Annotated in this window: 8 protein-coding genes, 1 tRNA gene and 2 pseudogenes; 7 read left to right on the top strand and 4 right to left on the bottom strand. The window is 66.1% G+C overall.

Annotation, left to right across the window (positions count from 1 at the left end):
• Nucleotides 1-94: 94 nt before the first annotated feature.
• The 4 genes from ABZ826_RS24950 to ABZ826_RS24935 all read left to right on the top strand — a co-directional run bounded on the left by ABZ826_RS24950 (nucleotide 95) and on the right by ABZ826_RS24935 (nucleotide 5,816).
• Entirely contained in the window at nucleotides 95-2,230 is a 2,136-nt protein-coding gene (locus ABZ826_RS24950; RefSeq protein ID WP_361452420.1) for an FG-GAP-like repeat-containing protein, read from the top strand.
• An 83-nt stretch (nucleotides 2,231-2,313) separates the two neighbouring features.
• Nucleotides 2,314-3,849: an FG-GAP-like repeat-containing protein gene (locus tag ABZ826_RS24945; protein ID WP_361452331.1), complete on the top strand. Its 1,536-nt coding sequence runs from the start codon at nucleotides 2,314-2,316 to the stop codon at nucleotides 3,847-3,849.
• Between the two features lie 238 nt (nucleotides 3,850-4,087).
• Nucleotides 4,088-5,617, top strand: a complete 1,530-nt coding sequence (locus ABZ826_RS24940) for an amino acid permease (protein WP_361452328.1) — start codon at nucleotides 4,088-4,090, stop codon at nucleotides 5,615-5,617.
• Between the two features lie 126 nt (nucleotides 5,618-5,743).
• Nucleotides 5,744-5,816, top strand: a tRNA-Lys gene (locus tag ABZ826_RS24935).
• 34 nt (nucleotides 5,817-5,850) lie between these two features.
• Here the strand turns inward: ABZ826_RS24935 and ABZ826_RS24930 are convergent.
• From ABZ826_RS24930 to ABZ826_RS24915, 4 genes and pseudogenes are all read right to left on the bottom strand, one after another.
• The gene (locus ABZ826_RS24930) at nucleotides 5,851-7,464 is read right to left on the bottom strand and encodes a site-specific integrase (RefSeq protein WP_361452325.1); all 1,614 of its coding nucleotides are present in this window, start codon (nucleotides 7,462-7,464) and stop codon (nucleotides 5,851-5,853) included.
• Nucleotides 7,461-7,925: pseudogene (locus ABZ826_RS24925) on the bottom strand (transcriptional regulator); the annotation flags it as partial. The pseudogene ABZ826_RS24925 and the gene ABZ826_RS24930, both read right to left, overlap by 4 nt.
• Nucleotides 7,926-8,568: 643 nt before the next feature.
• Complete coding sequence (locus ABZ826_RS24920) at nucleotides 8,569-9,417, bottom strand: hypothetical protein (RefSeq protein ID WP_361452322.1); 849 nt, start codon at nucleotides 9,415-9,417, stop codon at nucleotides 8,569-8,571.
• Between the two features lie 180 nt (nucleotides 9,418-9,597).
• The gene (locus ABZ826_RS24915) at nucleotides 9,598-10,020 is read right to left on the bottom strand and encodes a hypothetical protein (RefSeq protein WP_361452319.1); all 423 of its coding nucleotides are present in this window, start codon (nucleotides 10,018-10,020) and stop codon (nucleotides 9,598-9,600) included.
• A gap of 293 nt (nucleotides 10,021-10,313) precedes the next feature.
• On the opposite strand from ABZ826_RS24915, the gene ABZ826_RS24910 reads away from it, so the two are divergent.
• The 3 genes and pseudogenes from ABZ826_RS24910 to ABZ826_RS24900 all read left to right on the top strand — a co-directional run.
• Nucleotides 10,314-11,171, top strand: coding sequence for a transposase (locus tag ABZ826_RS24910; RefSeq protein ID WP_361452316.1), 858 nt, complete (start codon nucleotides 10,314-10,316; stop codon nucleotides 11,169-11,171).
• Nucleotides 11,096-11,518 carry a transposase gene (locus ABZ826_RS24905; protein WP_361452313.1) on the top strand — a complete coding sequence of 141 codons (423 nt, stop codon included), beginning with the start codon at nucleotides 11,096-11,098 and terminating at the stop codon, nucleotides 11,516-11,518. Before ABZ826_RS24910 ends, ABZ826_RS24905 begins: the two co-directional genes overlap by 76 nt.
• Nucleotides 11,519-11,758: 240 nt before the next feature.
• Nucleotides 11,759-11,863: pseudogene (locus ABZ826_RS24900) on the top strand (transcriptional regulator); the annotation flags it as partial.
• Nucleotides 11,864-11,868: the final 5 nt, after the last annotated feature.

The raw sequence follows: 11,868 nt of genomic DNA, 5'->3' as shown, positions 1-11,868 counted from the left end.
GGGGGGCTTTGCGCGATTCTTTTGCGGAGGGCCGCCGCTGATCACCTGTGCCCTTCATGCCTTTCAGGCATTTCGGGGAGGATTGACCCTCTTGGTGCGCCTCGCTTCTTCACCCACCCGTGCCGTCGGGCGCCGTCGCGCCGTCCTGGCCGCTCTCACCGTGGTCGCGGCCGGTCTCGGCATGATGCCGAGCGCCGTCGCGGCGGATGCGCCGACCCCGGTGCAGACCGGCGGGGTCTGGGGCATCGACTTCGCCGGCGGAACACTGAACACGGTGGAAGTCGCCCCGAGCGGCGTGCAGTTCGTCTTCGCCCGTCAGATCGCCGCGGACGGCTCGACGGCGGGCGCTCCCACCTCGATGGGATACGTCGACACCTACGCGACCGGTGCGCATGTCAAGCGCGTGCCGTGCGACGCGGGTTCCTGCGTACCGCTGCGCGCCACCGGCAACGGGCATGTGGGCCGCTTCTTCGTCGACAACGGGCAGGAACGCGCACAGATCTGGCTGACGGCGAACAGTTTCCACTCCTTCGACGAACCCGCCGTGACCGGCGGTCAGTTCGTGGACGCCACCGGACGCTATTTCGTCTACAACGCGGCATCGACCGGCAAGCAGTACATCGACGACGTCAACGAATACCGCACGACGAATGTGCGGATGATCCGGTCCATCACCGCAGCCTCGGTATGGGGATCGGTGCTGTGGACGGCGAGTTCCACCGCCGGAGCCGTCACCGCGACCGACCTCGAACAGAAGAAGGTCGTCGAGACGGTCGCCACCGGCGCGCCCTGTGTGATCAAGGAACTTCAGACTGTCGGGCGCTGGATCTACTGGAACTGCGGTACGAGTGGCGCGGCCGGGGTGTACGACCGTACGGCGAGGAAGAGCTTCACCGTTCCGTCCGGCGCCGCACTCGTCGGCGACGGCTATCTCGTCCGGCACGAGCGGACCGCCGAAAAGCTGGTGCTCACCGACTTCCACACCGGGAAGTCCGCGGCGCCCCGGGAGATCGCGGACCTGCCGGCGGGCAGCACCGTCGACCAGCGCAGGCTGACCTGGGCCGTGGACAAGTTCGGCGGCGACATCGCGTACATCGGCCCGGACAAGTCGATCCGTATCGTGCCGAGCGGTGTGCCCGTGCAGCCACTGGCGAAGATCGAGTCGGATGTCAACGGCGGGTACCTCGATCTCAAGGACACCGGCGGCGGCCAGGACTGGGAAAGCACCTGGCAGCTGAACAGACCTGTGACCTGGACCTTCGTCGTGAAGGACGCCCACGGACGTACGGTGCGCACCATGTCCGGCGGGCCGGGCGCCGAGGTCGCCGTCGCGTGGGACGGCAGGACCGACGCGGGCGGCTACCCGTTCAACGGGGTCCACACATGGACGCTGACCGCCAAGGCGGTCGAGGGCGGCGGCACGTACACCACCAGCGGAAAGATCTCGGTCGGCGGTGGCCTGCCGGGCCACCACGACCAGGGCGGCCACGACTTCGGCGAGCTCGTCACGCTCAACTCCGCAGGCGCGCTGACCCTCCACTACACCGAGGGCAAGGGCAAGTTCGACTGGAAGCGCTCCGGCTCCGGCTGGCCCAAGGGCTCCGTGGCCGTCCCGTTCGGGGACATGGGCAGCGACCGGTGCGCCGAAATGCTCGTACGGATGCCGAGCGGGGAGCTGCGCCGGTACGCCGGAAGGTGCGGCGAACCGTACACCCCGAACAACAGCCACACCTCGCTGGGCACGCGCTGGAACGCGTACAACGTCCTGACCGCGCCCGGTGATCTGACCGGTGACGGCCGCACCGACCTGCTCGCGCGCAAGGCGTCGACCGGCGACATCTACCTCTTCGCCAACGACGGCCACGGCAAGCTGAAGGCCGGGGTCAAGATCCGTTCGTCCTGGACCGTCTACACGAAGATCGTGGGCGCGGGAGACCTCAACGGCGACGGTTACGGCGATGTGCTGGCCCGTCACAAGGACGGCACGCTCTACCGCTACGACGGAACCGCCAACGGGAAGCTGAAGGAACGGGTCAAGGTCTTCTCCGCGTGGGGCGCCTCGTACAACGCCATCGTCGGGGTGGGGGACATCACCGGTGACGGGAAGGCCGACCTCGTCGAGCGGGACAGCTCCGGAAACCTCTTCCGCAACAACGGCAACGGCCAGGGGTCGTTCGGCTCACGTACGAAGATCGCCACCGGGTGGCAGGGCTACAAGGGGATTTTCTGATGGGAAACGAATCTCTCGTGGCGTTCCGGACGATTCCTGGGCCCCGGACAGGTCCTGGGTTCCGGAGGGCCCCTGGGTTCCGGATGGCCCCTGCGGTGGGCCGGGTGCTCACCACCGTGGCGGCGACCGGTGCCCTGCTCGCCGGACTGCTGGGCTCCGCGCCACAGGCCCAGGCGGCCACCACGGTCCCCTCGTGGCTGGTACCGCTCTACTACACCGACGACGCGGACGGCTCCCACCGGGCCTGCACCGGCATCACCCTGTCCAAGACCCGGACGCTGGCCACACCCGACTGTTTCACCGGTCGCGGTCACACGGACATGGAGTGGGACTACGACCTGAAGAGCGGCCGGCTGCGGGGCGGGGGCAGCGATCCGCGCTACCGGAGCCATCCGACGTACGACGCCGCCACGCGCCGGGGCGCGGTCTCGGTGGCGATCCGGGCGACGCCGGCCTCGTACGGCAAGCCGGTGATGGCCGCGTCGAGCGACACGACGTTGTACGCCACCGGAGCCAAGGCGACGTTCTACTCCTGGTCGGGCCTGGACCTGGACGACGCCCCGCGGGTCCGTCACAGCGAACAGGTCGTGCTCAAGTCGGCCGCGACCTGCGCCACCCTGCTCGGCCGCACGCTGCCGGGCGGCACGCTCTGCACCGTACCGGCGCCCGGTGCTCCCCCCGTCGCGGACGAGGACCAGTGCTTCGGCGACGCGGGCGGAGCGCTCGTCGGCGGTGGCAAGCTCATCGCGGCCTCGGCCACCAGGGCCACCGGCTGTGTCGCGGGCGGGGTGCGCCTCTACACCCGGATCTCCGCCTACCGGTCCACGATCACCGACTGGGCCCGTGACGTCGACCTCGACGAACGGATCAGCGGCTCGGTCCTGGCGCGGGAACCCAGCGACCTCATCGACCTCTGCACCACGAACCAGCAGGGCAAGCTGGACGGTTGCTACGTCGACAGAATGGGCGCGATGCTCGACTGGGACGACGATTTCGACTTTCTGACGCAACTGGGCGATCTGGGCGGCGACGGCAAGGGCGACCTGCTCGCCCGTACACCGGGCGGCACGCTCTACCGCATTCCCAACCCGCTCTCGTACGGCGAGGTCGGCGACGCCCCGAAGGTGAAACTGGGCACCGGCTGGTCCAAGTACAACAAGATCGTCGCCGCCCGCGACCTCAGCGGCGACGGCCTTCCCGACATCCTCGCCCGTGACACCTCGGGCGTGGTCTGGCTCTACCGCGGCAAGAGCGACGGCTCCCTGGCCGGCCGTACGAAGGTCACCACCTGGAAGAGCTACACCGCCATCGCCGGACGCGGGGACCTGTCGGGCGACGGCCGTGCGGACATCGTGACGCGGGACGGCGCCGGGGTGCTCTGGCTCTACCGCGGCAACGGCAAGGGCGGCTTCTCCCCACGCACGAAGATCGGCTCGGGCTGGGGCAAGTACAGCGCGATCGTCGGCGGCGGCGACATGGACCACAACGGGCGTCAGGACATCCTCGCGCGGACGCCGGCGGGCGCGGTGTACCTCTACAACGCGAACCACACGGGGGGCTTCTCGGCGCCGAAGAAGCTGGCCGACACGCGCTGGAAGAAGTACACGCGGATCAGCTGAGGTTCAGGGCACGGGGATCGGCTGAGGTTCGCGACGCGACGATCTGCCGAGGTTCGCGATACGCGGATCGGCTGAGGTTCGGGTCAGTTCGGGAAAGCTCAGGAAGGGCGCGGCCTCGGGGCCGCGCCCTTCCTGTTGCGGTGCGGTGTGTCGCGGGGCAGGGTTCCCCGGTGGTGTTTTCCCAGTCGTGACCACGGCGACCGCATGTGTTCTCCGCAGCGGGGGCATCGCTGGGGGCATGACAACAGACACCGGCGAGGACAGGCCGCCCACGGGCGTCTCCGACGAGGAGCGTCTCGCGCAGCTCGGGTACACACAGACGCTGGCCCGGCGCATGTCGGCGTTCTCCAACTACGCCGTCTCGTTCACGATCATCTCGGTGCTCTCCGGCTGCCTCACGCTGTATCTCTTCGGCATGAACACGGGCGGCCCCGCGGTCATCACCTGGGGCTGGGTGGGCGTCGGCCTGATGACGCTCTTCGTCGGCCTGGCGATGGCCGAGATCTGTTCGGCGTACCCGACCTCCGCCGGCCTCTACTTCTGGGCCCACCGGCTGGCACCGCCGCGCTCGGCGGCGGCCTGGGCCTGGTTCACGGGCTGGTTCAACGTTCTCGGCCAGGTGGCCGTGACGGCCGGGATCGACTTCGGGGCGGCGTCCTTCCTGGGCGCGTACCTGAACCTCCAGTTCGGCTTCGTGGTCACTCCCACCCGCACGATCCTGCTCTTCGCCGCGATCCTGCTGCTGCACGGACTGCTCAACACCTTCGGCGTGGGGATCGTCGCGATCCTGAACAGCGTGAGCGTGTGGTGGCACGTCGTCGGCGTCGCGGTCATCGTCGGCGCCCTGACGTTCGTACCGGACTCGCACCAGTCGGCGTCTTTCGTGTTCACCGAGTTCGTCAACAACACCGGGTGGGGCAGCGGCTTCTACGTCGTGATGATCGGTCTGCTGATGGCCCAGTACACGTTCACCGGCTACGACGCGTCCGCCCATATGACGGAGGAGACCCGCGACGCGGCCACGGCGGGCCCGCGCGGCATCGTCCGGTCGATCTGGACCTCCTGGATCGCCGGCTTCGCCCTGCTCCTCGGCTTCACGTACGCCATCCAGTCGTACGACGGGGCGTTGGACTCCCCGACCGGCGCCCCGCCGGCCCAGATCCTCCTGGACGCCCTCGGCGCCACCACCGGCAAGCTCCTGCTGCTGATCGTGATCGGCGCCCAGCTCTTCTGCGGCATGGCGTCCGTCACCGCGAACAGCCGCATGATCTACGCCTTCTCCCGGGACGGGGCCCTGCCCTTCTCCCGTGTCTGGCACACGGTCAGCCCCCGTACCCGCACCCCCGTCGCCGCGGTCTGGCTCGCCGCCCTCGGTGCCCTGGCCCTGGGGCTCCCGTATCTGATCAACGTCACGGCGTACGCGGCGGTGACCTCGATCGCCGTGATCGGCCTGTACATCGCCTATGTGATCCCCACCCTGCTCCGCCTGATCCGGGGCGACGACTTCACCCCGGGCCCCTGGCACCTGGGCCGCTGGTCCCGCCCGATCGGTGTCGTCGCGGTGACCTGGGTCGTGATCATCACGATGCTCTTCATGCTGCCGCAGGTCTCGCCGGTCACCTGGGAGACGTTCAACTACGCCCCGATCGCGGTCCTGGTGGTTCTGGGCTTCGCCGCGACGTGGTGGCTGGCCTCGGCCCGCCACTGGTTCCTCAACCCGGATCACCTCCGCGCGACCACACCGGAGGCCACCACCCGCACCCCGTGATCCCGGCTCCGATCCCCTGCCCGTCACCGCTCGTTCCACGCTGATTCCCCTCGCGACGGGGCCCGACAACCGATACCCGATCGGCGGCCGGGCCCCGGCGGGCTATGCTCAGGGGTGATGTGCCGAGGGCCGTTAGCTCAATTGGCAGAGCAGCGGACTTTTAATCCGTTGGTTGTGGGTTCGAGTCCCACACGGCCTACGCGATGCAGGGAGGGGAAACCCCCTCTGACCTGCTACTTAGCGCCTCGATCGGTTTTATCCGGTCGGGGCGCTTCGTCATTCCCGGCCTCGTGCGTGAGCGATGCGTGAGCGGACGGTCCGACAGCAGGGGCTATGCCGGGGGCCTCACGAGCACGTGGCACCAGAGCGGCGGCTGCTTCTGCGGCAGCTTTATCGACCTCGGGCAGCAGGCTCGTGTATGTGTCCGACGTTAGCGTGATCGTGGAGTGGCGCAGCGTCTCCTTGATCGTGTGGAGATCGCCGCCCCCGCCGTGGGTGAGAGTGGCCGCGACGTGACGCAGGTCGCGCAAGGTGATCGGCGGCAGGTCGGTGGTGGCGAGGATGCGGCGAAACGTCTGAGAAACCGTCTCAGGGTGCAGCCAGGAGCCGTCCTCGCGGGTGAAGACCTTGCCGGTCTCGTTCCAGGCGGCGCCCCACTTTTCCCGGGCGCTCAGCATCGCCTTGTGGTGCTCTCGCAGAAGGGCGACGTTGACGCTGTCCAACGCGATCGTGCTGGCACTGCCGTCGGTCTTGGGGGCGGACTCGTAGGGGTCCCAACCGTCGACGACGATTTCCCTGGCCGGGGTGATGAGGCCGGCGTCCAGGTCGACGTCGGTCCAGTTCTGGCCAACGGCCTCGCCCCTGCGGAGACCACGGGTGCCCACGAGGTGGAAGAGCGCGTAGAGCCGGTCGGCTTCGGCTGCGTCCAGGAACGTTCCGAACTGCGCCGGCGTCCAGACCATCACCGGTGATGGCAGCTCACCGGTGGCACGCCAGTGCTCCACCCGCTGGGCCGTCCAGAGCAGGGGCTTCGGGCGCTTGCCGGACTCCAGCTCGACGTGGGAGGCCGGGTTGAAGGTGATGTACTGCTGGGCGATCGCCGCGTTCAGAGCCGCTCGCAGCGTGCGCCGGATGCTCTGTTGCGTCGCTGGGCCGGTGATCTTCCGGAACGGCTTCATCTCGGCGAGCTTTGCCCGCTCGACGGCGAGCCGTGCCCGCTCGGCTGCGATGGGGCGGCCGGGCTTGCTGGGCTTGCACCTGGCGATCTGCTCGTGCCGTTCGAGGTTCTCCGCCTGGATCACCTCGTTGGCATCGGCTATGCCGTCGTACATCTCCACCAGGTGGCCGACGTTGAGACGGTCGAGGCGGACATGGCCGATGCGCGGCTTCAGGTGCACGCGGATGTGCGAGGCGTACCCGTTGAGCGTCGTCTTGCGTGACTTCTTCGCAAGAAGCCACTGGTCGAGCCATTCGCCCACGGTTCGCCGGCCGATCAGGTCCAGGCCCGCCCTGAAGCGCCTGCGGGTGTCCTCGATGTCGGGCAGCGGAGCCTTCTCGTCCGCGACCTGTTCGAGCAGGGCCGCGATGCGGGCCAGGTCGTGCTCGTCATCGGAATCGGCGATGGAGATGAGGGCCCGCACGTGGTCCAGGTCGGCCTGCGCGGTCTTCAGCGTCTCGTAGCCGGCGCGGTTGAAGGAGCGGCGGGTGCCGTCCTCGCGGGGCGGGAGTTCCTGGCGTATGGAGTAGGAGCCGTGCTTGCGGCTGGTGAGCTTGGGGCACTTCTTGCCGAGCGGCTTGCCGGTCTTGGGGTCGCGGCAGTAGCAGCGGCGGTGCGTGGAGCCCTTCAAAGGCGTTCCTCCGGTGTCGTGTTGGTGTCGGCTTCGGGCGGGTCGACATCGCCGAGTGCGGGTGGGAGGTCGGGTGGGGTGGCTCCGTCGTCGCGGAGGTCTCGGCGGAGGTAGCGGAGTTTGTACTTGGCGGAGATGGCCTGGTCGGCGTACGTGCTCCGCTTGCGTTCGGCTTCTTCCTGCTGGGCGCGGCTGGTTGCTGTCTTGGCCGCGAACCGCGCCCGTTCTTCTTCTTCGAGTGCGGCCAGGGCGGTACGTACGAGGCTGGCGTGGGCTTCGAAATCGGGGACCAAGCCCGGGTCGTATCCGGGTACTTCCTGTTCGCCGGTGAAGCGCCGCAGGGCGTCCCAGGTGGGGACGAGGCCCTGGAAGGGGAGTTCCTGGGTCTGGTCGACGTAGCCGACCGGGAAGATCAGGCAGGCCGGGTATGTCTCCAGGGCGGCGGCCAGGACGAGGACGTCCCTGGTCGATCACGGCCAGGAGATGGGCCGCGGTGCGGGTCCGGGGGCGTGAGCTGCGGACACTCTTGCCGTCCGCGGACAGCCGCCGGAGGCCTTCGGTCGCCTCACCGGCAGGCTTTCAGCAGTGGGGGCAGACCATCGGGGTGCCGTCGCTCAACTACGCGGCGCACAGTGTCCATGGATGCGGCCGGCCGCACACCGAGTGCTCCACGGGGTGGGAAACCAAGCTGGCCCAGGGTGTCCTGAGGTGCACGCCGCAGCCAGCGGCCGATCGCTGTATACGCGTGGGCGCCCACCGCGACCGCACAGACCGCCGAGCGCACCAGCGCGAGCAGCGGAAAGCGCCCCCCGGCGCTCACGCGGATCCCACGACTCGGCCACATCACCCGTTCCGGCGACGACACAGGACAGCAGCGCTGCGGGCATGGCAGACTCACGAATCACCGAAGCTCCGTTTTCTGGTACGGGACTTGAGAGGTCACGCACCACAACGGAGCTTCGGCCTTCCCGGACACGATGCCGCTGACCTGCCGCTTCACGAGATCACTTCGACTTTGCAGCAGCCCTGGGCCACCACCAGCCTGAACACCGAAACGGCCCGCCGAGGAAACCGACGGGCCGTCACGAAAAATTGAGGCTAACTTCATGGCCTTGACCTTCGGTCAGTCGCCAACTCCGCACGTGCGGTTCTGAGACGAGAATCCATCACTTTTCTCCCTTTCTCTAGGGCCACTATATTCTTGCGAATCAGCGTTTTCTGATAATCGGAATCAATCGCGTACCATCGATCGAGGAGGCCGCTGCTTATATTGCACTTGACTTCCGTCACGGCCATTTTTATCTCCTTGCTTTTATTCATCTTTCCTTCCCCAGGGGCATCCATTGGTGTTCTGAATGAATATCCAGAGCGGCGCATGCAGGCCGACCACTTCTCAAAATAATTGATCAGCCTCCCGTCGCGGAACGATCGATTCCAGCTATCGGCCTGAACTTTCATTGCCGCAGCATCGATTTTTTCGTAAGGAGGCTTAGATCCATTAATCACTTCCAGGGCGTGACCCAGGCACCCTGGATCGCGTAGTCTCGATCCGGGCTCCACCGGCGCGCCACTATCCCCCACCAAGCGCTTTCTTGCGTCAGGTGAAAGGCTTTCATTGAATTCCGAAGTCGAATTCTCCGAAGCCTCATTATCGGTGGGCTCATAGCCACGCCTCTGAGCTTCATTCAGGTCCGTAAGGCCGTAGCGCCTGGTGATCAACTTGACCGGGTTCCCGACATGGGGCGGCATCATGAAGTCGGAATACCCAGCGCTCCGCATGCATTTTTCTACCAACTTATTTCGAGCCAAAGCCAGGGTTCTATCCTCCGCTTCCGTGGTCAGGTAACGTTCTACAGGCAAGATCTTCTGTGTCGCGTCATAGCTATTCTTTTCGTGTCGTTTCTCGGAATCCTGGGATTTCGCGACGCTTGACGACCCACTGGAATCACCCATGCCTGCAAGGAGACAGATTGCCGCTACCGGAGCCAGAGAGAGTCCGGCTTTCGCGCTCTTTCTCATTTAAATCTCCAAGAGTGGAACATCGACGCCAGTTAGCATTATGGAACCAAGTGCAAAGAAACTACCGCCCGGCACCTTGGTGGTGTGGGCGGTAGAAGGCTCTGCTAATGCAAACTAGCTGAGCCACCAGCTAAACGATGCATTATTATTGTAAGTATTAACCAGCGGGCCAACGACTTGCGGGCCAAATGTGTCGTATGCCCCCTTGTGATAGGAGTTGAAGTAAACCCTCCCAGTGGCCCCGGTCCACCAGTTCGCGACAGAAGCGGCATTATTCTTCACGTTCTGCCCGAGGCCGGGGCAGGTGGATGCTGTAGCGGCGCAGCCGATGAACTTGGCAGGACTCCCATCGGAGTAGTAATTGTCGAAGTTATCTGGATTTCCATTTATTTCAATGCACGCGTTCTTTTGGTTTGAGTTGTAGTACAGATTGAAACCTTTGCACGGGCTGGCGGCCGAAGCGTTAGCCGCCCCTCCGATCACTGTTCCCCCGGTGAGGAGTGCGCCAACGAGAATTCTAGCGAATGCTTTACGCATTGAATTTTCCTTTCGCTTACCTTGCTTATGTGGAATTTATATGTGCTCTTCCACCCATGTCAAGATCGAAAATCCGTCACAAACAGGTCTATTGACTTGAAACGGTGTGATTCTGGTTAGCCCTTCAGCCCGGATCCACTGGCTTGATGTCTGTGGATATTTCTTCCGGAAACGAGGAAGTGCCTTGTGACCTGCGATGATGGGAGTTCTTCACGCTTCCAGCACGCACAATCGACAAGGCACTTCCGAGATGCAATCCTCCCAGGCCGCAGCGGGGGTCTCCGCACGGTTCGATGATCCTGGTGGGCGGCATGGTCGCGGGTGCCGACAGCATCGATGACATGGACCGGCTGCGGCACGGCGCGATGCGCCGCCCGTTCGCCGGAGTGCGGGCTCCGTCCACGCTGGGGTCGTTCCTGCGCTCCTTCACCCATGGTCATGTGAAGCAACTGCACGCCGTGGCCCGCCGGTTGTTGCCCCGTCTCGCGGCTCACACCCCGCTGCTGCCGGGCGCGGACCAGGTCGCCTACGTGGACATCGACGACACCATCCGCCGCACCCACGGCTACGCCAAGCAGGGTGCTGGATATGGATACAGCAAGGTCAAGGGCCTCAATGCGCTGCTCGGCATCGTGTCCACACCCCTGGCCGCCCCCGTGATCGCCGCTACCCGCCTGCGCAAGGGGCCATCGAACTCCGCTCGCGGTGCGGCCGCGTTCGTCGCCGAGACCATCCGCACCGCCCACGCCGCAGGCGCGGGCGGCCTGCTGGTGGTGCGGGCCGACTCTGCGTTCTACGGCGCCGACGTCGTGAACGCCTGCCGGGCCCTGAACGCGCATTTCTCGATCACGGTGCGGATGAACGCCTCCATCAAGGCCGCGATCGCAGCGATCGACAAGGCGGCCTGGAAGCCGATCAAGTACCCCAAGGCGGTCTGGGACGAGGAGGGGCAGTGCTGGATCTCGGACGCCGAGATAGCCGAGACCACCTACACCGCCTTCACCTCAAGCCGAAGAAACACCAGGTCACCGCCCGTCTCATCGTGCGGCGCGTCAAACGGCTGGGCTCCGCGAGCATGCCCGCTGGACAGGGCACGATCTTCGATACCTGGCGCTACCACGCAGCCTTCACCGACTCTCCGCTCCCGCTGACGGACGCCGAACGTGATCACAGACGGCACGCCGTCGTGGAACAAGTGATCGCGGACATCAAGAACAGTGCTTTCGCGCACGCCCCGTCCGGGCATTTCCAGGCGAACGCCGCCTGGCTCGCCCTCGCCGCCCTCGCACACAACCTCACCCGCGCCATCGGCACCCTGGCCGGCATCTTCCACGCCAGAGCCACCACCCCCACGATCCGCGATCGCCTCATCAACGTGCCCGCCCGCCTGGCCCGCTCGGCCCGCCACCTCGCCCTCCACCTGCCCGAACGCTGGCCCTGGGCAGGCGACTTCACACAACTGTTCACCGCCGTGCACACGCCACCACCGACCGTCTGACGCACCTGACCGACCCGCCCGAAAGGGCCCGACACCCATGGAAATGTGGAAGAGCTGGGCAGACCAGCGGCCACCCCATGCCCGAACCTGCAGATCACACACCCGGCCACCGAAAGACCTCTGAAACGATCACTCCGGAATCAAGCCGGTGGATCCGGGTTCAGCCTCCCCCGCGGTTGTGAGCATTGCTAAGGATCTGAACGGCAATCTGTCTCTCCGATGGAGATCGTAGGGGGCGTCCTACGCGCATCCCTTGCCGTGATGTTGGATGGCCGGGAGTTGTCGGTGCAGACGCGCCGGGAGCTGGAGAGCATCCGATACGCAATCCGCCTTGCTGAGGCGTGAGAGGG

It is taken from the genome of Streptomyces sp. NPDC047515 (assembly GCF_040643055.1).
Lineage (GTDB): Bacteria > Actinomycetota > Actinomycetes > Streptomycetales > Streptomycetaceae > Streptomyces.
This window is presented reverse-complemented; position numbering and strand designations above follow the sequence as displayed.

Bases quoted from the DNA above. Each gene is read 5' to 3' on its own strand.
- ABZ826_RS24945 (WP_361452331.1), top strand. From the start codon at position 2,314: ATGGCCCCTGCGGTGGGCCGGGTGCTCACCACCGTGGCGGCGACCGGT.
- ABZ826_RS24940 (WP_361452328.1), top strand. From the start codon at position 4,088: ATGACAACAGACACCGGCGAGGACAGGCCGCCCACGGGCGTCTCCGAC.
- ABZ826_RS24920 (WP_361452322.1), bottom strand. From the start codon at position 9,417: ATGGGTGATTCCAGTGGGTCGTCAAGCGTCGCGAAATCCCAGGATTCC.
- ABZ826_RS24915 (WP_361452319.1), bottom strand. From the start codon at position 10,020: ATGCGTAAAGCATTCGCTAGAATTCTCGTTGGCGCACTCCTCACCGGG.
- ABZ826_RS24910 (WP_361452316.1), top strand. From the start codon at position 10,314: ATGATCCTGGTGGGCGGCATGGTCGCGGGTGCCGACAGCATCGATGAC.
- ABZ826_RS24905 (WP_361452313.1), top strand. From the start codon at position 11,096: ATGCCCGCTGGACAGGGCACGATCTTCGATACCTGGCGCTACCACGCA.